The sequence below is a fragment of the Rathayibacter sp. PhB127 genome, from assembly GCF_003751665.1.
GTDB lineage: Bacteria > Actinomycetota > Actinomycetes > Actinomycetales > Microbacteriaceae > Rathayibacter > Rathayibacter festucae.
Genome location: NZ_RKHW01000001.1, coordinates 370,123 through 389,635 on the forward strand (window position 1 = coordinate 370,123; position 19,513 = coordinate 389,635).

The following is a 19,513-nucleotide window of genomic DNA, read 5'->3' on the forward strand; positions in this document are numbered from 1 at the left end:
ATCGGCGTCCCAGCCTTGTCTCTGCAGGTCAGTGTGTCGCGTCGACGTCCGCGCCCGCTGCTGCGGCTACGCGCTTGCGCTCCGCGGCCTCGGCGGCCATGCGGCGGCCCTTCGGGCTGACCAGCGAGGCGATGACCGTGACGGCCAGCACTCCGATGATCACGGTGAGTGAGAGGCCGGTGCCGATCTCGAAGACCTCGACGTGCTCGCCGCCGTTGATGAACGGCAGGTTGTTCTCGTGCAGCGCGTGCAGGATCAGCTTCACGCCGATGAAGGCGAGAATCGCGGCGAGGCCGTAGCTGAGGTAGACGAGGCGGTCGAGCAGTCCGTCGATCAGGAAGTAGAGCTGGCGCAGGCCCAGCAGCGAGAACGCCGTGGCGGTGAAGACCAGGAAGACGTCGCTGGTGAGGCCGAAGATCGCGGGGACGCTGTCGAGGGCGAACAGGATGTCCGTGCCGCCGATCGCCGCCATCACCAGGATCATCGGCGTGAGGACCTTCTTGCCGTCGATGTGGGTGTAGAACTTGTCGCCGTCGTACTGGTCGCTCGTCTTGAAGACGCGCTTGGCGAGGCGGACCATCACGTTGTCGCCGGCGTGCTCGTCGCCGGGCTTCACCAGGTTGAAGGCGGTCAGCAGCAGGATCAGGCCGAAGAGGTAGAAGATCCAGGCGAAGGAGTTGATCAGCGCGGCGCCGAGGAAGATGAAGCCGGTGCGGGCGATCAGCGCGAAGACGATGCCGAAGAGCAGCACCTTCTGCTGGTCGGCGCGCGGCACCTTGAAGCTCGCCATGATGATGAGGAAGACGAAGAGGTTGTCGACCGACAGCGCCTTCTCCGTGATGTAGCCGGCGAAGTACTCGGAGCCCGGGGTCGGTCCGCCGAAGACGAGGACGCCGACGCCGAAGAGCACGGCGATGCCGACGTAGAGGGCCGACCAGAGCGCCGACTCCTTCAGGGTCGGCTCGTGCGCCTTGCGCACGTGGAAGAAGAAGTCGAAGAGCAGGAGCAGGACGATGAAGACGATCGTCAGGGTCCAGATCAGGGGCGACACGGTCATGTGGGGGCTGGCCTCGCTCGAGATGGGGGATGGGGACGGTCGTGGGGGCTCCGCACGGCGGTAGAACGCTAGCGATCAGGCGGGCGGACGGGACCGTTGTCCGACGGATCGTGAGTATCTTCTCAGTTCTCCCGCTCGTCTTCGCGCTCAGCGGCCGGAGGGCCACACTGGTCCCATGCCCGGCACCGCGGTCGACAGGACCTTCCAGGACGCCTACGGCGTGACGATCCACTGGCGCTGGTGGTCGCACCCGCGCCCGAGGGCGATCGTGCAGATCGCGCACGGCGTCGGCGAGCACTCCGGCCGCTACGTCGAGCTCGCCGAGGCGCTGGTCGCCGCGGGCTACGCCGTCGCCGCCGACGACCACCGCGGGCACGGGCGCACCGGCCTCGAGCAGCACGGCGGCGACGTCGCCGAGCTCGGCCGGCTCGGGCCGGGCGGTCTGCGCGCGGCGGAGGAGGCGATCAACCGGCTCACCCGCGAGCTCGCCGGGGAGAACTGCGGCGTTCCGATCGTCCTGCTCGGCCACTCCTGGGGCTCGCTGATGGCGCAGCGGATCGTCGACCACCGCTCCGCCGACTACGCGGCCCTGATCCTCAGCGGCACGGCCTACCGGCTGCCCGGCTACATGAACGCGGGCGATCTGGCGCGTCGGCACCGGGTGCCCGGCGGGCTCGGGCTCGAGTGGCTCTCGCGCGACCCGGCGGTCTGGCAGCTCTTCCACGACGACCCGCTGACCTTCACCACTCCGCTCGCGAAGCGGATCGGGCTGCGCGAGACGCTCCGCCTGATCGGCCGGCCCGCCCGGCGGCCCGAGCACCCGCTGCCGCTGCTGCTGGTGGTCGGCGCCGACGACACCCTCGGCGGCGAGCGCTCGGTACGGGCACTGGCGCAGGCCTACCGGCGTCGCGCGGGCTACAGAGACGTCAGCGTGCGGGTGTACCCGGAGGCGCGGCACGAGCTGTTCCAGGAGCTCAACCGCGTCGAGGTCACGGCCGACCTGGTCGGCTGGCTCGACGACCGGTTCCCGGCCGCAGGGGAGGACGTCGCTCCTCCGGCCTAGGCTGACGTCATGCATGGCGAGTACAAGGTCCCCGGTGGAAAGCTCGTGGTCGTCGACCTCGACGTGGTCGACGGGAGGTTCGCCGGCTTCCGGCTCGCGGGCGACTTCTTCCTCGAGCCCGACACGGCGCTCGACGACATCGACCGCGCGGTGGTCGGGCTGCCGGCCGAGAGCGACGCGAAGACGATCGCCGCGGCCATTCGGCAGGCGCTGCCGGCCGACGCGGTGCTGCTCGGCTTCACGCCCGAGGCCGTCGCGGTGGCGATCCGGCGCTCGCTGCAGCAGGCGACCAGCTGGCGCGACTACGACTGGCGGATCGTGCACGCGAAGGCGGTCTCGCCGTCGATGCACCTCGCGCTCGACGAGGTGCTCACCGCCGCCGTGGGCGAGGGGCGCCGCGAGCCGACGCTGCGGATCTGGGAGTGGGACCAGCCCGCCGTGGTGATCGGCAGCTTCCAGTCGCTGCGCAACGAGGTCGACCTCGAGAACGCGGAGAAGTACGGCGTCGAGGTCGTCCGCCGGATCTCCGGCGGCGGCGCGATGTTCATGGAGGCCGGCAGCGTCGTCACCTACTCGCTCTACGTGCCCGGCGACCTGGTGCAGGGCCTCACCTTCGCCGACTCCTACGCCTTCCTCGACGAGTGGGCCGTCAGCGCGCTGCAGTCGCTCGGCATCGACGCGGTCTACCAGCCGCTCAACGACATCACCTCGCCCTCCGGCAAGATCGGCGGAGCGGCGCAGAAGCGGCTCGGCTCCGGCGCCGTCCTGCACCACGTGACGATGAGCTACGACATCGACGCCGAGAAGATGGTGCAGGTGCTGCGGATCGGGCGCGAGAAGCTCTCCGACAAGGGCATCGCCTCCGCGGTCAAGCGCGTCGATCCGCTGCGCAGCCAGACCGGGCTCAGCCGCGCCGAGATCATCGAGCGGATGAAGGCGACGTTCGTCCAGCTGCACGGCGGGACTCCGGGCGACCTGACGGCCGAGGAGTACGCGGAGGCCGAGGAGCTCGTGGCGTCGAAGTACTCGACGCCGGAGTGGCTGCGCCGGGTGCCGTGAGGCGGGGCGCCCTCCGCGGCGCCGGCTCCGGCTCCGCTCGGCTCAGCTCGCGAGGAGCTCCTGGTAGTCCGGGTGCTCGGCGATGAAGTCGGCGACGAACGGGCAGAGCGGGACGACGTGCGCTCCCCGCTCGTGGGCGTCGTCCAGGGCCGCCTCGACCAGGCGGTCGCCGAGGCCCTCGTGCCGGTGCTCGGGCGCGATCTCGGTGTGCAGGAAGACCACGTCCGCGCCGCGGACCGCGTAGTCGGCGAGGCCGACGTTCTCGCCGTCGACCCACAGCGTGTACTGGGACCGGTCCTCGTCGTGGCGCACCTCGGAGATCATCGCGTCACTCTACGCCGGGGCCCGCGGCGGCCCGGGCACCCGCCGCCGAGGCGTGTCGGAGGGGCCGGCGCCGTGTCGGAGGGGCCGCCGCCCCCGTGACACCATTGCGGAGTGCCCAGGACGATCCAGATCGCGGACGGCGTCCCGGCGACCCGGAGCGCGGTGATCCACGCCGAGAACCTCGAGGTCCTGCCGCTGCTCGCGGACGGGTCCTTCACCGTCGTGTACCTCGATCCGCCGTTCAACACCGGCCGGGCGCAGGTGCGGACGTCGACCACCTCCGTCCGCTCGGCGACCGGGACCATCTCGGGCTTCAAGGGCCGCAGCTATGAGCGGATCCGCGGCGACCTCCTCCGCTACGACGACCGCTTCGACGACTACTGGTCCTTCCTCGAGCCGCGCCTCGCCGAGGCCTGGCGGCTGCTCGCCGACGACGGGACCCTCTACCTGCACCTCGACTACCGCGAGGCGCACTACGCGAAGGTTCTGCTGGACGCTCTGTTCGGCCGCGAGTGCTTCCTCAACGAGATCATCTGGGCCTACGACTACGGCGCCAAGGCCACCAAGCGCTGGCCGACCAAGCACGACACGATCCTCGTCTACGTGAAGGACCCGCGCGGTTACCACTTCGACTCCGCCGCCGTCGACCGCGAGCCGTACATGGCGCCCGGACTCGTCACCCCCGAGAAGGCCGAGCGCGGCAAGCGCCCCACCGACGTCTGGTGGCACACCATCGTCTCGCCCACCGGCCGCGAGAAGACCGGCTACCCCACCCAGAAGCCCGAGGGCGTGCTCCGTCGCATCGTCCAGGCCTCCAGTCGCGAGGGCGACGCCGTCCTCGACTTCTTCGCCGGCTCCGGCACCACCGGCGCCGTCGCCCACGCCCTCGGCCGCCGCTTCGTCCTCGTCGACGAGCACGCCGACGCCATCGCCGTGATGCGCCGCCGCTTCGCCGCCCACGACCCGGAGCCGCTCTACCTCTGAGGCCGCCCCGCCCCCTCTCCAAAAGTTGTCGTACTCGCGCACCCGCTACGACAACTCCTGCGGACGTGATGGCCGCCTCGTCGGCGTGAGGATCCGCTCTCCAGGAGTTGTCGTAGAGGAGCGCCCAGTACGACAACTTTTGAGGAGAGGTCGGGGGCGTTAGTCCTCCACAGGGACGGTCGGAGGGAGTTGTCCCTCGGTTGGAGGGAACGGAGCTACGGCGTCGGCTCGGGTGCAGCACGATCGGCGCATGACGGACATCGATCTCGGAGCGTTCACCCGCCGCGCGGCCCTGCGCGAAGGCGCGACGGACGGCGAACTGCGGTCGCCGCGACTGGCGAGCCCGTTCCACGGAGTGAGGACACGCGTCATGCCGGTGACGCACGTCGAGCGTGCTCTGGCCTATCGGCCACGGCTGCGTCCGGGGCAGTTCTTCTCGCATCTGACGGCAGCCGAGCTCTGGTCGGTGCCGCTTCCCTTCCGGCGGCCGGAGGACGATCCGATTCACGTCGCAACGTTCTCCCCGCGGCGACCGCCGCGGACTCGGGGCGTTGTCGGGCACGTCCTTCTGCCGCACAACGTCGTCGTGTCCAAGAGGTTCGAACTGCCGGTCGCCGATGCGGCGTCGACGTGGGTCTCGCTCGCGATGCTCCTTCCCGACCGCGACCTCCTGGCGGCCGCCGATCACCTCCTCCTCGTGCCTCGCTACCCGGACGAGGTCGATCCGCGTCCGTACGCGGGACTCTCCGACCTGCAGGACCGAGTGAACGGGTACCACGGGCCCGGACGACGACGGCTCGAGAGCGTGCTGCGGCTCGTCTCGACCGCGGCCGCCTCCTGCAGGGAGACGGCACTGCGATCGCTGGTTCGCGAGGCAGGACTCCCGGCGCCGGAGGTCAACGCCGAGATCACGGTCGGCGGCCGGCTCATCGCGATCGGCGACCTCGTCTTCCGCCGGTGGAAGGTGCTCGCGGAGTACGACGGCCGCCAGCACCAGACCAGCGATGCGCAGTACGCGCGCGATCGCGAGCGCTCCCTGGCGCTCCAGCTGGCGGGTTGGATCCAGGTCGTGGTCCGCGCGGATGGGCTCGGCCGAGAGCGAGCCCGCACGATCTTCGAGATCCGGGCCGCCCTGATGGCGCACGGCTGGCGGCCATGACCCGCCCTGCCTTCACCGAGAGCTCACTCACTCCGCCGGGTCCTCGAAAGTTGTCGTACTCGGCCATCGAATACGACAACTTCTGGAGAGTGGCGAGGAGGAGGGGAGGAGAGCGGGCGCGGTCAGGAGCTCGCGCGGACGATCAGCTCGGTGGGCATCAGGGTGCGGTGCTCGACGTCGGCGCCCTCGATGCGGGCGGTCAGCAGCTCGGCCATGCGGGCGCCGAGCTCGACCGGGACCTGGCGGACGGTGCTGAGGGCGGGCACCGCGGAGCGGGCGAAGATGTCGTCGTCGAAGCCCACGACGGCGACGTCCTCGGGGACGCGGCGTCCGGCCTCGCGCAGCGCGGCGTAGGCGCCGACGGCCATCTGGTCGTTGGCGGCGAAGAGCCCGTCGATGGCGGGGTCGCGCTCGAGGAGGCGGCGCATCGCCTCCGTGCCGCTCTCGGGCGAGAAGTCGCCCCACTCGACGAGCGAGTCGTCGAGCCCCGCGTCGGTGAGGGCGCTGCGCCAGCCGATCAGCCGGTCGACGCCCGGCGGCATGTCGGCAGGGCCGGCGATGGTCGCGATGCGGCGGCGGCCGCCCGCGATCAGGTGCGCGGTCGCGACGGCGGCCCCGTCGGCGTTGTCGACGTCGACGAAGTAGGAGTCGCGCTCGTCCGGCGAGAGCGGCCGGCCGCCGAAGACGATCGGCAGCGAGTTCGAGAGCGCGGCGTAGGAGTGGTCGCCGGAGTGGTGCGAGACGACCAGGGCGCCGTCGACGTTGCCGCCGAGGAGGTAGCGCCGGGTCTTCTCGCCGCTGGTCTCCGAGGCGATCAGCATCGAGAGCGTGTAGTCGGTGTCGGCGAGGCGCATCGCGGCGCCCTGCACGATCGCGGCGAAGAACGGGTCGGCGAAGACGCGCGCGGTCGACTCCGGCACGATCAGCGCGATCGACTGGGTGCGGCGGGAGGCGAGCATCCGCGCGGCCCGGTTGGGCACGTAGTCGAGCTCGGCGATGGCCTTCTGCACGGCGGCGACGATCTCGGCGGCGACCTGCGGCGCGTTGTTGACGACCCGGGAGACCGTGGCGCGCGAGACCCCGGCCCGCGCGGCGACGGCCTCGAGCGTCGGCGAGCGCCCGCCTCCCCTGATCCCCTCGGACACGGTCTAGTCCAGCGCCTCGGCCGCGGTGCCGCCGATGAGCCGCGAGTAGACGAGTCCCGAGTCCTTGATCAGCCGCTCCTGGCTGGAGTAATCGACGCGGACGATGCCGAAGCGCTTCTCGTAGCCCCAGGCCCACTCGTAGTTGTCGAGCAGCGACCAGACGAAGTAGCCGCGGACGTCGGCGCCCTGGTCGATCGCGTCGGCGACCTTCTCGACGTGGTCGAGCACGTACTGCGTGCGGTCGACGTCGTGCACGCGGCCGTCCTCGACGAGGTCGTCGTACGCGGCGCCGTTCTCGGTGACGTAGAGCGGCGGGAGGTTCTCGTACTCCAGGCCCAGCCGGGTGAGCAGGTAGCGCAGCCCGTCGGGGTGCACCTCCCAGTCCATCGCGGTCCGGGGGAGGCCGCGCGAGGGGAAGGTGATCGACTCCGAGCCGACCCACGGCGAGCCGACCTCGCGCTCGGTGGCCTGGGCGAAGTCCTCCGCGCCGGCCGGCAGCGGGTGCCCGGAGACGTTGTCGTCGTGGTAGTGGTTCACGCCGAGGAAGTCGAGCGGCTGCGCGATCGTCGCGAGGTCGCCGTCCTGGATCAGCTCGTCCAGGCCCAGGCCCGCGACGTCCTCGAGCAGGTCCTCGGGGTACTCGCCGAGCAGCAGCGGGTCGAGGAAGATGCGGTTCTGCAGCGCGTCGAAGCGGCGGGCGGCGTCGAGGTCGACCTCGTCCTCCGGGTCGTCGGGGACGGCGTTGGAGAGGTTGAGCGTGATGCCGAGGTTCTGCGCGCCGAGCTCGCGCAGGGCCGAGACGGCGAGTCCGTGCGCGAGGTGGGTGTGGTGCACGGCGGCGAGGGCGGCCTGCTGCGAGATCACACCCGGCGCGTGGATCCCGGCGCCGTAGGAGAGCAGGGTCGAGCAGAACGGCTCGTTGAAGGTCGTCCAATGCGCCACCCGGTCGCCGAGGCGCGCGTGCACGGCCTCCGCGTAGTCCCGGAAGCGCTCGGCGGTGTCGCGGTTCGTCCAGCCGCCCGTCTCCTCGAGGGCCTGCGGGAGGTCCCAGTGGTAGAGGGTCAGCCAGGGCAGGACGCCGGCGCCGAGCAGCTCGTCGACGAGGCGGGAGTAGAAGTCGAGCCCCTCGTCGTTCACGGCGCGGTCGCCGGGCTTCACCCGCGACCAGCTGACCGAGAAGCGGTAGGAGGCCAGGCCGAGGCGCTTCATCAGCTGCACGTCGGCCGGCATCCGGTGGTAGTGGTCGACGGCGACCTCGGGGGTGTCGCCGTTCGCGACGGCACCGGGGACGCGGGAGAAGGCGTCCCAGATGCTGTCCTCCTTGCCGCCCTCGTGGCCGGCGCCCTCGATCTGCGCGGCGGCGGTGGCGGAGCCCCAGAGGAATCCGGCGGGCCAGTCGCGTGCGGCGAGGCGCTCGGCCCGCGCGATCTGGGCCGGCAGGGTCGGCGAGGCGGGGGAGGGGGGAACGGTCACTGCGGACTCCTTCGGCGGCTGTCCCGTCATCCTACGACCATCCCGGTGGAGCGCTCTCTCGCCGCGCTGGCGGTGCGGGAGGTGGGCCGGGCGGCCCTGCGGGCAAAGGCGTGGCTCCGGGAACGCCGACGGCCCGGCACGCCGAGGCGTCCGGGCCGTCGAGGGTCGCGGGGAGTCGACCGGGCTCAGCGCTCAGCCGCGCCGGTCGCCGTCCTCCGTGCGCCGGGGCGCCGTGGCGACGGAGTCGGTCCGCACGTCGGGCTCGATGCTGCCGGCGGCGAGATCGGCACCGGCGCGGGCGGCCATCTGCGGGTCGGTGCGGCGCAGCTCGGCCGCGGCGTCCTCGTTCGCGAGGTCGTGCGCCTCCTGCATCGCCGACTTCGCCCGCAGCGGCGGGGTCTTCAGGAACCAGGAGAGCACGAAGGCGAGCAGCACGACGCCGAGCGCCACCTGGAAGACCGTGACCGTCGCGTCGTTGAAGCCGGTGAGGAACGGCGCCGAGAGCGCGTCGTTCGCCGTGTTCAGGAACGAGGTGTCCCCGTCGAGCGCCGAGCCGATCGCCGCGGTGTCCTGCGACTGCAGCAGCTTCAGGATGCCGGCGTTGGCAGGGTCGGCCGCGATCGTCGGGTCCGAGGCGGCGGCCTGCAGGTTCGCGGCGATCGTCGGGTTCTTGAAAGCGGCGGCGATCGTCTCGGGGATGCGGCTGAACAGCACCGAGAAGATGACCGCGGTGCCGAGCGTGCCGCCGATCTGGCGGAAGAACGTCGAGGCGCTGGTCGCGACGCCCATGTTCGCCGTGTCGACCGAGTTCTGCGAGGCGAGGGTCAGCGTCTGCATCATCTGGCCGAGGCCGAGGCCGAGCAGCAGCATGCCGCCCATCACGAAGATCACCGGCTTGTCGATCGAGACGAAGGACAGGTAGAAGAACGCCGCCGACATCAGGAAGGTGCCGAGGATGGGGAAGGCGCGGTACCGGCCGGTGCGCGAGATGATCTGGCCCGAGACGATCGAGGCGATCATCAGGCCGAGGATCATCGGCAGCATCAGGAAGCCGGACTCGGTCGGCGTCGCGCCGTTGACGAGCTGCAGGTAGAGCGGGAGCGCCATCATGCCGCCGAACATGCCGAAGCCGACGAGCACGCCCAGGACGGTCGCCATCGAGAAGGTCGGCGAGCGGAAGAGCTTGAGCGGGATCAGCGCGTCGTCGCCCATCATCCGCTCGGCCGCGATGAAGCCGACGATGCCGAGCACGCCGACGACGTAGCAGACCCAGGCGATCGGCGAGCCCCAGCCCCACTCGCGGCCCTGCTCGGCGACGAGGAGGAGCGGAACGGCGGCGACGATGACGAGCGCGGCGCCCCACCAGTCGATCCGGACGGAGCGGCGGGCGGCGGGCTTGGGAAGGTGCAGGAAGCGCACGACGATGAAGAGCGCGACGGCACCGATCGGCAGGTTGATCAGGAAGACCCAGCGCCAGCCGGTGATGAAGAGGATCTCGGGGGTGCCGGCGAGGAGCCCGCCGATCAGCGGACCGACGACGCTCGAGATGCCGAAGACGGCGAGGAAGTAGCCCTGGTACTTGGCGCGCTCGCGCGGCGGGAGGATGTCGCCCATCACCGTGAGGGCGAGCGACATCAGTCCGCCGGCGCCGAGGCCCTGCACCGCGCGGAAGCCGGCGAGGCCGAGCATCGATGTCGCGAAGCCGGCCAGGAGCGAGCCGATCAGGAACAGGACGATGGCGATCAGGTAGAGCGGGCGGCGGCCGAAGATGTCGGAGAGCTTGCCGTAGATCGGCGTCGCGATCGTCGAGACGATCAGGTACGCGGTGGTGACCCAGGCCTGCTGCGAGAGGCCGTCGAGGTCGTCGGCGATGGTGCGCATCGAGGTGCCGACGATGGTCTGGTCGAGCGAGGACAGGAACATCCCCGCCATCAGGCCGAAGATCACGAAGAGGATCTGGCGGTGCGTCATGATCGCGCCCGACGGGGTGGCGGCGGTCGCGGGTGGGCGGGCGGAATCGGTCACGGGGGTCCCCTTGTCTGGCGGACGCCGCCAGGGCACGGCGGACCGCCGCAAACGTTGCGTGCTGCGCAAAGTTACACCGCGTGCGAGCTCACCGGCACTGCTTCCGGCGAGCCTGTGGAGGATCTCAGAGGGCGCCGCCCGATCCGGGGTCCGATGCCGTTGCTCAGGGTCCGGGAGCGCCCCCGATGAAGGGCCCGAAGCGCCCCCGATGAAGGGCTCGAAGCGAGCGGCGATCAAGGGCGCCGATCGCCGCCGATCAGCTGTGCGCCGGGATCCCCGCCTCGGCCCAGCCGGCCTCGCGGAGCGCCGCCCGCGCCTCGGCCCGCGCCGAGTACGGCGTCCGCACGCCCTCGATGTCGCGATAGTTCTGGTGCCCGGGTCCCGCCCAGAGGATCGAGTCGCCCTCGTGCGCCAGCGACACCGCGACGCGGATCGCGCGCTTGGGGTCGTCGACCTCGTGGATCTCGCCGTCGGGACGCGCCGCACGGGCCGCCGCCAGCAGCGTGGCGCGGATCGACGCCGGGTCCTCGAAGCGCGGGTGGTGGTCGGTGATCACCAGCACGTCGCTGCCCGAGACGGCCGCCTCGGCCATCGCCGGCCGCTTGAGGGCGTCGCGGTCGCCGTCGGCGCCGAAGACCATGATCACGCGGCCGGGGGTGACCTCGCGGACCGCCTCGAGCGTGCGGGCGAAGGCGTCGGCGCTGTGACCGAAGTCGACGTAGACGGTGGGGCCGCGCTCGCCCGAGACGCGCTCGGTGCGGCCGGGGAGCGAGACGTCGAGGCCGCCGTCGCGGTGCAGGGCGGCGCGGATCTCGCCGATCGGCCGGCCCGCCTCGATCAGCATCACGATCGCCAGGGCGGCGTTGGCCGCCATGTGCGAGCCGATGATCGGGACGGAGGTGGTGATCGCCCGGTTCTCGCGGTTCTCGACGCGGAAGTGGGTGCGGCCGAACTCCTGCTCGAGGATGCTCACCCGCCAGTCGGCGTCGACGTCGGGGAGCGAGGTGATCGTGGTGACGGGCACGCCCGCCTCCGCCACGATCCGATGCCCGGCGGGCGAGTCGAGCGAGACGACCGCGCGGCGGGAGCGGTCGGGCTGGAACAGCTGCACCTTCTGGGCGAAGTAGGTGTCCATGTCGCCGTAGTCGTCGAGGTGGTCGTGGCTGAGGTTCGTGAACGCCGCGACGTCGAAGACGACGCCGTCGACGCGGTGCCGGGTGAGGGCCTGCGCGCTGACCTCGATCGCCGCGGCGCCGACGCCCTCCTCCTGCATGCGCGCGATGAGGGCGTGCAGCTCGGTCGCCTCGGGAGTGGTCAGCCCGCTCGTCACCGAGGTATCGCCGATGTGGCGCTCCGCCGTGGAGCTCAGGCCCGGCACGACGCCGAGCTGGCGGAGCATCCCCTCGAGCATGTGCACCGTCGAGGTCTTGCCGTTGGTGCCGGTCACGCCGAGGAGCAGGGGGGCGCGCTCGGTGGTCGCGTAGACGACGGCGGCGACGGCGCCGAGGCGGGCGCGCGGGTCGTCGACGACCAGCACGGGCAGACCGGTGGCGCGCGAGGCGGACTCGCCGGCCGGATCGGTGAGGACGCCGACGGCGCCGCGCTCGGCGGCCTCCGCGACGAAGTCGGAGCCGTGGCGGTGGACGCCGGCGAGAGCGACGAAGAGGTCACCCGGCTCGACGTCGGAGGCGGTGAGCGTGATCCCGGTCACCTCGACAAGCGGGACGTCGCCGTCGGGCAGCTCGATCGCGCGGGCGAGGGCGGGGAGGGGGACTGCTCGGACGTGCAGGGGGCGCAGCATGGGGTCCTCTCGTCATCGGGACCGGTGGGCGGCTCATCCGAGGGGGCGGATGCGCGCGGTCGCCGAGGCTGTCACTCAAGCTAGGGGGTCTGCTTATGTGAATCCTTTGAGGATATTCGACACCCGCGTGGAGGAGCAGTGCTGAACGGAGACACCCCTCAGTGCTTGACAGCGCTCTCCGCGGGCGCGAGCGGGGCCCCGCGTAGGCTCGGAGCATGACCTCGGACGAGAACCCGGCCCCCGACGGGCGCCCCGTACGGCGCCGAGCCCTGGTGATCGGGGGAGTCGCCGTGGCCGCCGGGATCGCCGCCGTGGGCATGAACGCGGCCCTCGGCGCGGGGCGCGCGAGCGCTCCGACCGCGTCCGCGACTCCGAGTGCCACCCCGGGCGCGTCGGCCGGCGCCTCCGCCACGGCGAGCGCCGCTCCGGTCGAGACCCCGACCGAGACGCCGACGCCGACGCCGCCGGCCGCGACGCCCGGGATCGACCTCTCCGCCCACTCGAACGACGACCCGGCCAGCATCTGGGTGGTCGTCAACAAGCTGCGCACCCTGAATCCGGTCGACTACGTGCCGGCCGACCTCGTCTACCCGGACGTGCGCTACGTCAACCGCCAGCCGATGCGCCAGGCGACCGCGGACGCGCTGGTGCCGATGTTCGCGGCGGCCTCGAGCGAGGCCGGCCTGACGCTCGCGGTGCAGAGCGCCTACCGCTCCTACGACACGCAGGTCAGCGTCTACGCCGGCTGGGTCTCCTCCCGCGGCCAGGCCGGAGCGGACGCGACCAGCGCGCGCCCGGGGCACAGCGAGCACCAGACCGGCTGGGCCGTCGACGTCGTCGGCTCCTCGGGGACGTGCGCCCTCGAGATCTGCTGGGGCGACACCCCCGAGGGCCAGTGGGTCGGCGCGAACGCGCACCGCTTCGGCTTCCTCGTCCGCTACAAGCCCGACACCACGCCGATCACCGGCTACGAGTCGGAGCCGTACCACCTCCGCTACATCGGCGTGGAGCTCGCGCAGCACCTGCACGACGCCGGCATCCCGACACTCGAGCGCCTGTTCGGGCTGCCGGACGCCCCCGACTACGCGCCGGGCACGGTCTCCTAGCGGTGTCCCCGGTCGGCTGATCGGCGGACTCGACATCACTTCTTCGCGCATCCTGGCGCGCCCTGTCGGGCATCCCACGCCACGCCTTCCGTTCGAAAGAGCACGTCCCTAACCTCTCCTTCAAAGCGAGGCAGGCTCGCTTTCGATCGAAGGAGATCTCATGACATTCCCGCTGCTCGCCTCCTCGAGGCGCTCGTCCGCTCTGTCCTTGACGGCCCTCGTGGCCGTCTCCGCACTCCTCGCCCCGGCGGCGATCGCCGCCGAGGACCCGGGCCCGCCGACGCTCGCGCCGAAGACCGTCGCCGAGGCACTCGAGAACGTCGAGAGGGTCGATCCGACTCTCCTTCACGACGCTGTTCTCGAGGGTGCCGGGACGGCCGACCTGGGCTCCGGCTCGATCGTCGTACCGTCCGATCCGTCCGCCGGTGTCCGGATCGGCGACGGCGCTCGGACCGTGATCGTCGATCTCCCCGACTCGGAGAGCGCCGGTCGGGCTGCCGCCCTCGCGGACGGCGGAGTCGTGTACCCCGCAGCTCACAGCGCGACCTCCGTCGTGGTCGGCGATCGAGGCGTGCAGATGCTGACGACGATCGCGGATGCTCAGGCTCCCGCCGACTACTCCTACGACGTGACCCTCGCCGAGGGGCAGCGGCTCGAGCTGCTCGGCGAAGGAGCGGCGGTCGTCGACGCCGACGGCGGCGTCGCGCTGCTCATCGGAGCAGCGTGGGCGATCGACGCGGACGGGGACCGGATCCCGACGCACTACTCGGTGTCCGGTTCGACCCTCACTCAGACCGTCGACCACACGGCGCCTGAAGTGGCGTACCCGGTGGTCGCCGACCCGGCGTGGCTTGCGCCCTTCGTGTTCAAGTGCATGGTCGGACTGGGACTCAACGGGGCGCAGATCGGCCTCGCCGCGACATCTGGTCTCCCGGGCTCGATCGGTGTGGCGCTGGCGAAGTCGATCGCCGCCTGCCTCACTGGAAAGTGAGGACGTGATGTTCCGCCGCTCTTCGCGCGAGAGGCTTCAGCGGGACCTCGACACGGCAGAGGCCGCCATCGCAGCGCACGTGCTCTCCTCGGAGCGGACGAAGCGCATCGAGGCGATCATCGAGCAGGGCGCGGGGGACAAGGACCTGATCAGCGCAAGACTCGCGGAGGAGGGGCTGCCTGAGTTGCACAGGCTCGGGCTCCTCTACTTGCGGAGCTGGCCGAGCTGGTGGTGGCTGCACAATCGACGACGTGCCGCTCGGCGCAGGATCGAGCGGCATCGGGGTTGAACCCGCTCGTCGTCCGTGGGTAAGCCTGCCCTGTGCTCGAACGGACTGGGAGCTGTCGGCGCATCCGTTGGAGGGTGACAAGCCTGTTGAGACGCGGGCGGGAGGGGTTCCCGACCGCGTGGCCGAAAGGCGGAAGGGAAGCACGGTGCTCCGGAGACCGACGCGGAAGAAGCTGCAGCGCGAGCTGGAGGTGATCGACGCCGCGATCGCCGGACATCCGTTCTCCTCCGACGTGCTCGTTCGCCTCCGATCGGTCTTCGCCGAGAGCGACGGCACTGGGAAGGACGGGCAGCGGATCAACGCGCGCCTGGCGGAGGAGGGTCTGCCGACCATCCCGGGAATCTGGATCTTCTACGCCCGGAACTTCTCCAGCTGGGGGTGGCTGCACAATCGGCGGCGCGCGGCCGTTCGGAGGATCGAGAAACTCCGGGGCTGACGGCGTGTCCGTTCGGACATCCAGATGTGTCCGGAAATCGGTCCGCAAGGGCTTGCGGAGACGGCCGCGATCAGAAGCGGACGTGACAGACGGGCGTTGTTACCGTACCGTTACTCGGAGTGCTTTCGGAGGCAACCCTTAGGGGACTCCGACTCCCGCGTGGTGACATGGCCGCTTCCCCCTGAAATCCCGCACGCCCCCGCCCCCGTGCGCACCGACCCGTGAGTTCCCCTGTGCCCCACAGTTCCACCCGTTCCACCGTGCCCGCCGCCGCTGAGGTCGCCCCCGCCGACGCTCAGCTCGCACCGCCGCTGACCCGCCGAGAGGCGCGCGAGCGCGAGGGCCGAGTCCGCGCGACTCCGGTCGCCGCTCCTGCCGCCCCCGCCGTCGAGCCCCCGGCCCCGGCCGTCCTCGCTCCCGCCGCGCTCGCGCCGGCCGCCGAGGGCATCCGCCCCTCCGCCGGAGCCCCGCTGCACCCCGCGAGCGGCGACGTCTTCCCCTCCCGCCGCGACCGCCGCGCCGCCGAGGGGCACCGCCAGCGCGTCGAGCCCGCTCGTCGCGGCTCCTCCTTCTTCCGCCCCTCGCGCCGGCACCTCGTGCTGGCGATGTCGGGCGGGCTCGTCCTCGTGGCCGCCGCCTCCGGCGTGAGCCTCACCGTCGGCGCCTCCGCCGACGCCGAGTCGGCGACCGCCTCGACCGCCGCCCCGACGGCGACGGCAGCGCCCGTCACCGTGCTGCCGGCCATCACCGCCGACGCCCGCGTGGTGCTCAGCAGCGTCTCGACCACCACCGGCACCGTCGCCGGCGGCACGAGCGTCACCATCGCCGGCTCGAACCTCGACTCCGTCGCCACGGTCCGCTTCGGTGACGCCGAGGGCAGCGTCACCGTCGACAACCCCGACCAGATCACCGTCACGGCGCCGCCCGCGGACGGCGAGACCGAGGGTGTCGTCCCCGTCGCCTTCTTCGACGCCGGGGGAGCGCCGATCACCTTCGACGCCGTCACGGACTCCGTCGCAGCCGCGACCGTGGACGGCACGCCGGTCGAGACGGTGCAGCCCGCCGTGGACACCACGACTTCGACCGAGGAGCCGCTGACCGCGACCACGGCCACACCGGCGGCCACTCCGACCACCGCCGACGCGACCGCCACTCCGACCGCGACGCCGGCCGCCGCCGCGACCGAGGCGCAGCCCGCCGAGCTCGTCGCCCCCACCGCGACCGCCTCGCCCAGCCCGACCGCGACCGGCGTCCTCGCGACCACCAAGGTCGTCGCCTCCGCGATCACCTTCGCCTACACGCCCGACCCGGCGATCGAGGCCGCGAAGGCCGCCGCCGCGCTCGAGGCCAGCCGCCTCGCCTCGCAGCTCGACTACCTGCAGACCTACTGGTCCGACTACAACTCCGCGCAGTACGGCGTCATCGGCGGCAACGACTGCGTCAACTTCACCTCGCAGTCGCTGATCGCCCGCGGCTGGGAGATGGACGGCGAGTGGAGCTACTCGCGGACCGGCGGCTACAGCTCGGCCTGGGCCTCCTCGACCGCGTTCAACTCCTACCTGGCCGCGCACCCGGAGCGGGCGACGCCGCTCACGAACGCGCAGCGCTCGGAGGTCAAGCCCGGCGACGTCGTGCAGTTCGACTGGGACGGCTCGGGCGACTGGGATCACACCGGCGTCGTCACGAGCGTGAAGGGGAGCACGATCCTCTACTCCTCGCACACCGCCGACAACCTCGACCAGAGCATCGACTCGGCCTCGGCCGGACGCATCATGTTCTGGAGCGTCTGAGCCGGAACCCCGGGGCCGCGAGCCCAGGACTCCGCAGGGAGCCCGGACACAGCGAAAGAGGCCGCCGTCGCATCAGCGACAGGCGGCCTCTTCGTCGTTCGACGAGGGCGTCAGTTCTTGAAGACGTCCTTGACGTCCTCGCCGACCTTCTTGGTGTGCGCCTTGGTCTGGTCGGCCTTGCCCTCGGCCTCGAGCTTCTCGTTGTCGGTCAGCTTGCCGGCCGCTTCCTTGGCCTTGCCGAGCAGGTTCTCGGCCGCGTTGCGGATCTTGTCGTCAGCACCCATGAGGGGGCTCCTTCCGTTCGATTCGGTTCGTCCTCCGGCGACGTCCGCCGGAGGAAGTGGTGGCGAGCGCGGGCGCTCGCGGATCAGGCGACCCGGTCCTCCTTGGAGAACCCGGCCCGGGCGCTCGAGGCGACCTCGAGCACGACGGGCAGTCGCGCGCCGAGCAGGCGATCGAGCTCCAGGACCTCCTGGTGCACCGCGTCCACGACCGTGCGGGGCGAGACCCCGCCGCGGGGCAGGACCCGGACCTTGAGCGCCGTCGACGAGCCGTGGCGGTAGGCCGAGACGGTCACGTCCAGCAGGTCGGTGCGGCCGGCCAGCGCGTTCTCGAGGACGTCCTCGGCGAAGCCGGTGGCGATCTCGACCTCTCCGGCGACGCCGCTGGACGAGCCCGCGTCGGTGAGGACGGTGCTCGTGCGGCCGTGGCCGTGGGCGGAGATCAGGACGATCGCGAGCACGATGCCCAGCAGGCAGATCCCGACGATCGCGTAGAGCGGCCACAGCACGGCGGCGTCGCTCCAGGCGGTGCCGTCCTCCGGCGAGATGCGGGAGACGAGGGCCGCGCCCTGGCCGTCCGCGAAGTCGGCGACCGCGTCGCGGACCGGCTGCGAGACGGCGATCAGGACCAGGCCCGCCGTGACGGCGGCGAGGACGAGGCCGACCAGGAAGAGGATCAGGCGGTTCACGAACCGGTTGCTCGTGGTCATCAGATCCTCCCGGACTCGGAGATGCGGACGGTGGCGCGGGTGGCGGGCGTCGCCGCGATGCGGCTCAGCTCGTCGTCGACGGCGGACTGCACGGAGTCGCGGTCGACGGTGATCCCCGAGGAGGGGGTCACCTCGATCACGGCGGTGCGGCGGCCGATCGAGGCGCGGGTGTCCTCGCGGCGCGAGCGGGCCGCCGAGCGGGCCGAGCGGGCGAGCGAGGAGGCGATCACGCCGTCGTCGATCACCACGGCGAGCCGGTCGTCCGCCACGGTGTGGCGGGCGCGGGCGCCCGGGGCGAGGGCGAGGAGCAGCAGGATCAGCGCCAGCACCGCGGTGCCGACGGCGATGCCGATGATCGCGCCGGAGGCGAGATCGGTCACGCCGACGATCGCGCCGAGGAGCGCGGACGGGGCGAGCAGCAGCGGAGCGGCCCCGACGATGGCGAGCACCGCCTCCGTTCCGACGTACGCGGCGATCAGGATGATCAGCACGAGCACGACGATCTGGGCGGCCGAGCGCGAGCTGTGGGTCTCGCGGCGCAGGTAGCGGCGGTAGCGCGCGTCCGGTGCCGCGTCGCGCGGTGTGGCTGCGGGGCTCATGCGACTCTCCTCGTGGCTCGGGTCGGGATGCGGGTGCCGGTCACGCGGATGTCCACGCGGCTGACGGTGCGGCCGGTGAGCGCGCCCATCCGGGAAGCGATGGCCGCCCGGTCGCGGTGGAGGCGATCGAGCAGGCTCCCCTCGGCGGTGGAGGCGCCCTCGGTCAGGACCGGGGCGGAGACGGCGAGCGCGAGGCCGCCGCTGTCGTCCGACAGCCGGACGCGGATCGCGGAGACCTCGACGCCCAGCTCCTCGTGGACGACCGCCACGGCCATCCGCTCGAGGGAGCGGACGGAGATGGTGACGGTGCCCGGCTCCGACGGAGCGGTCCGCTCGCCGGGACGCTGGTCGAGTGCGGTCACGGCGACTCCTAGCGGGAGGTGGTGCGGCCGCGGAACACGTCCACGAGGCTGCGCACGTCGAGCGAGCCGTCCAGCATCCGCGCGATCAGGACGCCGAGCGCCATGAAGACGGCGGTGAGGACGAAGCCCCAGAAGCCGAAGAGCAGGGCGGCGAAGGCGAGGACCGCGCCGACGACGAGGCCGAGCGTGGTGCTGCGGCCGGCCGGGGCGGGTGCGGGGGTGCGGGGGTCGCTCATCGGACGCGGCTCTCGGTCTCGGTGTCGCCCTTGTCCTCACCGGGGATGTGCACGTCGACGATGGCGACGTTGATCTCGGCGACGGACATGCCGACGAGCTCGGTGATGGCCTCGGAGACGGCAGCGCGGACCTGGTCGGCGACCGACTGCATCGGCACCGGGTACTCGACGACGAGGGTGACGTCGGCGGCGACCTGGGTCTCGCCGACCTCGACGCTGACGCCCTGGGCGTGGTCGTTGCCGCCGACGGCCGAGCGGATCGCGCCGAAGGCGCGGGCGGCGTTGTTGCCGAGGGCGAAGACGCCGGGCACCTGGCGCGCGGCGATGCCGGCGACCTTGGCGATCACGGCGTCGTCGATGACGGTGCGGCCCTGAGCCGTGCCCGAGGCGGCGCTGTTGCCGAGGCTGGTGACGGTGTCGACCGACGCCTTGTCGACGCGGGGGGCGGTGGGAGTGGCGGGGGTGGCGGGGGTGCGCGTGCTGTCGCTCATGGTGACTCCTGTGCGTGTCGTCGGCCGCTGGTGGTGCGCGGCCGGGGTCGGGGAGTCCGGCGGATTTCCCGTCGGGCTGTGCTTTCATGAGTGAGACGGAGCCCGACGGGGATTCGTCACGGTGCGATCCGG

The 19,513-nt window shown here is 71.9% G+C and carries 21 protein-coding genes; 9 read left to right on the top strand and 12 right to left on the bottom strand.

Annotation, left to right across the window (positions count from 1 at the left end; translation table 11 throughout):
• Positions 1–28 precede the first annotated feature (28 nt).
• Positions 29–1,057, bottom strand: a complete 1,029-nt coding sequence (locus EDF22_RS01810) for a TerC family protein (protein WP_123701981.1) — start codon at positions 1,055–1,057, stop codon at positions 29–31.
• Between the two features lie 175 nt (positions 1,058–1,232).
• On the opposite strand from EDF22_RS01810, the gene EDF22_RS01815 reads away from it, so the two are divergent.
• A complete protein-coding gene (locus EDF22_RS01815) occupies positions 1,233–2,120 on the top strand; it encodes an alpha/beta fold hydrolase (protein WP_123444975.1) in 888 nt (295 codons plus the stop codon).
• A 9-nt stretch (positions 2,121–2,129) separates the two neighbouring features.
• Positions 2,130–3,179, top strand: a complete 1,050-nt coding sequence (locus EDF22_RS01820) for a biotin/lipoate A/B protein ligase family protein (RefSeq protein WP_123701982.1) — start codon at positions 2,130–2,132, stop codon at positions 3,177–3,179.
• A gap of 42 nt (positions 3,180–3,221) precedes the next feature.
• Here the strand turns inward: EDF22_RS01820 and EDF22_RS01825 are convergent, their stop codons facing one another.
• A complete protein-coding gene (locus EDF22_RS01825; RefSeq protein ID WP_123701984.1) occupies positions 3,222–3,503 on the bottom strand; it encodes a GNAT family N-acetyltransferase in 282 nt (93 codons plus the stop codon).
• A gap of 111 nt (positions 3,504–3,614) precedes the next feature.
• Between EDF22_RS01825 and EDF22_RS01830 the strand changes: the two genes are divergently transcribed.
• Positions 3,615–4,487 (top strand): site-specific DNA-methyltransferase, encoded by an 873-nt coding sequence (locus EDF22_RS01830; protein WP_123701986.1) that lies wholly within the window; start codon positions 3,615–3,617, stop codon positions 4,485–4,487.
• A 250-nt stretch (positions 4,488–4,737) separates the two neighbouring features.
• Positions 4,738–5,646 (top strand): hypothetical protein, encoded by a 909-nt coding sequence (locus EDF22_RS01835; protein ID WP_123701989.1) that lies wholly within the window; start codon positions 4,738–4,740, stop codon positions 5,644–5,646.
• A 122-nt stretch (positions 5,647–5,768) separates the two neighbouring features.
• Here the strand turns inward: EDF22_RS01835 and EDF22_RS01840 are convergent, their stop codons facing one another.
• The 4 genes from EDF22_RS01840 to EDF22_RS01855 all read right to left on the bottom strand — a co-directional run bounded on the left by EDF22_RS01840 (position 5,769) and on the right by EDF22_RS01855 (position 12,090).
• Positions 5,769–6,791 carry a LacI family DNA-binding transcriptional regulator gene (locus tag EDF22_RS01840; RefSeq protein WP_123701991.1) on the bottom strand — a complete coding sequence of 341 codons (1,023 nt, stop codon included), beginning with the start codon at positions 6,789–6,791 and terminating at the stop codon, positions 5,769–5,771.
• A 3-nt stretch (positions 6,792–6,794) separates the two neighbouring features.
• Entirely contained in the window at positions 6,795–8,294 is a 1,500-nt protein-coding gene (locus EDF22_RS01845) for a GH1 family beta-glucosidase (RefSeq protein ID WP_123701993.1), read from the bottom strand.
• A gap of 162 nt (positions 8,295–8,456) precedes the next feature.
• Complete coding sequence (locus EDF22_RS01850) at positions 8,457–10,235, bottom strand: MDR family MFS transporter (protein WP_123704617.1); 1,779 nt, start codon at positions 10,233–10,235, stop codon at positions 8,457–8,459.
• A 310-nt stretch (positions 10,236–10,545) separates the two neighbouring features.
• Positions 10,546–12,090 (bottom strand): Mur ligase family protein, encoded by a 1,545-nt coding sequence (locus EDF22_RS01855; protein WP_123701995.1) that lies wholly within the window; start codon positions 12,088–12,090, stop codon positions 10,546–10,548.
• A gap of 215 nt (positions 12,091–12,305) precedes the next feature.
• On the opposite strand from EDF22_RS01855, the gene EDF22_RS01860 reads away from it, so the two are divergent.
• The 5 genes from EDF22_RS01860 (at position 12,306) to EDF22_RS01880 (ending at position 16,702) form a co-directional block, all read left to right on the top strand.
• Entirely contained in the window at positions 12,306–13,196 is an 891-nt protein-coding gene (locus EDF22_RS01860) for a M15 family metallopeptidase (protein ID WP_148059081.1), read from the top strand.
• Between the two features lie 160 nt (positions 13,197–13,356).
• Complete coding sequence (locus tag EDF22_RS01865; RefSeq protein WP_123701999.1) at positions 13,357–14,187, top strand: hypothetical protein; 831 nt, start codon at positions 13,357–13,359, stop codon at positions 14,185–14,187.
• A 7-nt stretch (positions 14,188–14,194) separates the two neighbouring features.
• Entirely contained in the window at positions 14,195–14,476 is a 282-nt protein-coding gene (locus tag EDF22_RS01870; RefSeq protein ID WP_123704619.1) for a hypothetical protein, read from the top strand.
• A complete protein-coding gene (locus EDF22_RS20370; RefSeq protein ID WP_148059082.1) occupies positions 14,439–14,912 on the top strand; it encodes a hypothetical protein in 474 nt (157 codons plus the stop codon). Before EDF22_RS01870 ends, EDF22_RS20370 begins: the two co-directional genes overlap by 38 nt.
• Positions 14,913–15,172: 260 nt before the next feature.
• A complete protein-coding gene (locus tag EDF22_RS01880; protein ID WP_123702003.1) occupies positions 15,173–16,702 on the top strand; it encodes an amidase domain-containing protein in 1,530 nt (509 codons plus the stop codon).
• Positions 16,703–16,812: 110 nt separating this feature from the next.
• On the opposite strand, the gene EDF22_RS01885 is transcribed toward EDF22_RS01880, so the two are convergent.
• The 6 genes from EDF22_RS01885 to EDF22_RS01910 form a co-directional block, all read right to left on the bottom strand.
• The gene (locus EDF22_RS01885) at positions 16,813–16,986 is read right to left on the bottom strand and encodes a CsbD family protein (protein WP_123702005.1); all 174 of its coding nucleotides are present in this window, start codon (positions 16,984–16,986) and stop codon (positions 16,813–16,815) included.
• 83 nt (positions 16,987–17,069) lie between these two features.
• Entirely contained in the window at positions 17,070–17,693 is a 624-nt protein-coding gene (locus tag EDF22_RS01890; protein WP_123702007.1) for a hypothetical protein, read from the bottom strand.
• Positions 17,693–18,292 (bottom strand): hypothetical protein, encoded by a 600-nt coding sequence (locus tag EDF22_RS01895; protein WP_123702009.1) that lies wholly within the window; start codon positions 18,290–18,292, stop codon positions 17,693–17,695. The genes EDF22_RS01890 and EDF22_RS01895 overlap by 1 nt, the downstream gene beginning before the upstream one ends.
• The gene (locus EDF22_RS01900) at positions 18,289–18,654 is read right to left on the bottom strand and encodes a hypothetical protein (protein ID WP_123702011.1); all 366 of its coding nucleotides are present in this window, start codon (positions 18,652–18,654) and stop codon (positions 18,289–18,291) included. Before EDF22_RS01900 ends, EDF22_RS01895 begins: the two co-directional genes overlap by 4 nt.
• Before the next feature lie 8 nt (positions 18,655–18,662).
• Positions 18,663–18,890: a DUF2273 domain-containing protein gene (locus EDF22_RS01905; protein ID WP_123444990.1), complete on the bottom strand. Its 228-nt coding sequence runs from the start codon at positions 18,888–18,890 to the stop codon at positions 18,663–18,665.
• Positions 18,887–19,381: an Asp23/Gls24 family envelope stress response protein gene (locus tag EDF22_RS01910; protein WP_123702013.1), complete on the bottom strand. Its 495-nt coding sequence runs from the start codon at positions 19,379–19,381 to the stop codon at positions 18,887–18,889. Before EDF22_RS01910 ends, EDF22_RS01905 begins: the two co-directional genes overlap by 4 nt.
• Positions 19,382–19,513: the final 132 nt, after the last annotated feature.

Excerpts from the sequence above, each read along its gene's own strand:
- EDF22_RS01895 (WP_123702009.1), bottom strand. The coding sequence starts at position 18,292 with ATGAGCCCCGCAGCCACACCGCGCGACGCGGCACCGGACGCGCGCTAC.
- EDF22_RS01905 (WP_123444990.1), bottom strand. The coding sequence starts at position 18,890 with ATGAGCGACCCCCGCACCCCCGCACCCGCCCCGGCCGGCCGCAGCACC.
- EDF22_RS01865 (WP_123701999.1), top strand. The coding sequence starts at position 13,357 with ATGACATTCCCGCTGCTCGCCTCCTCGAGGCGCTCGTCCGCTCTGTCC.
- EDF22_RS01815 (WP_123444975.1), top strand. The coding sequence starts at position 1,233 with ATGCCCGGCACCGCGGTCGACAGGACCTTCCAGGACGCCTACGGCGTG.
- EDF22_RS01870 (WP_123704619.1), top strand. The coding sequence starts at position 14,195 with ATGTTCCGCCGCTCTTCGCGCGAGAGGCTTCAGCGGGACCTCGACACG.
- EDF22_RS01890 (WP_123702007.1), bottom strand. The coding sequence starts at position 17,693 with ATGACCACGAGCAACCGGTTCGTGAACCGCCTGATCCTCTTCCTGGTC.
- EDF22_RS01810 (WP_123701981.1), bottom strand. The coding sequence starts at position 1,057 with ATGACCGTGTCGCCCCTGATCTGGACCCTGACGATCGTCTTCATCGTC.
- EDF22_RS01850 (WP_123704617.1), bottom strand. The coding sequence starts at position 10,235 with ATGACGCACCGCCAGATCCTCTTCGTGATCTTCGGCCTGATGGCGGGG.
- EDF22_RS01860 (WP_148059081.1), top strand. The coding sequence starts at position 12,306 with ATGACCTCGGACGAGAACCCGGCCCCCGACGGGCGCCCCGTACGGCGC.
- EDF22_RS01820 (WP_123701982.1), top strand. The coding sequence starts at position 2,130 with ATGCATGGCGAGTACAAGGTCCCCGGTGGAAAGCTCGTGGTCGTCGAC.
- EDF22_RS01835 (WP_123701989.1), top strand. The coding sequence starts at position 4,738 with ATGACGGACATCGATCTCGGAGCGTTCACCCGCCGCGCGGCCCTGCGC.
- EDF22_RS01845 (WP_123701993.1), bottom strand. The coding sequence starts at position 8,294 with ATGACGGGACAGCCGCCGAAGGAGTCCGCAGTGACCGTTCCCCCCTCC.
- EDF22_RS01910 (WP_123702013.1), bottom strand. The coding sequence starts at position 19,381 with ATGAGCGACAGCACGCGCACCCCCGCCACCCCCGCCACTCCCACCGCC.
- EDF22_RS01885 (WP_123702005.1), bottom strand. The coding sequence starts at position 16,986 with ATGGGTGCTGACGACAAGATCCGCAACGCGGCCGAGAACCTGCTCGGC.
- EDF22_RS01855 (WP_123701995.1), bottom strand. The coding sequence starts at position 12,090 with ATGCTGCGCCCCCTGCACGTCCGAGCAGTCCCCCTCCCCGCCCTCGCC.
- EDF22_RS01825 (WP_123701984.1), bottom strand. The coding sequence starts at position 3,503 with ATGATCTCCGAGGTGCGCCACGACGAGGACCGGTCCCAGTACACGCTG.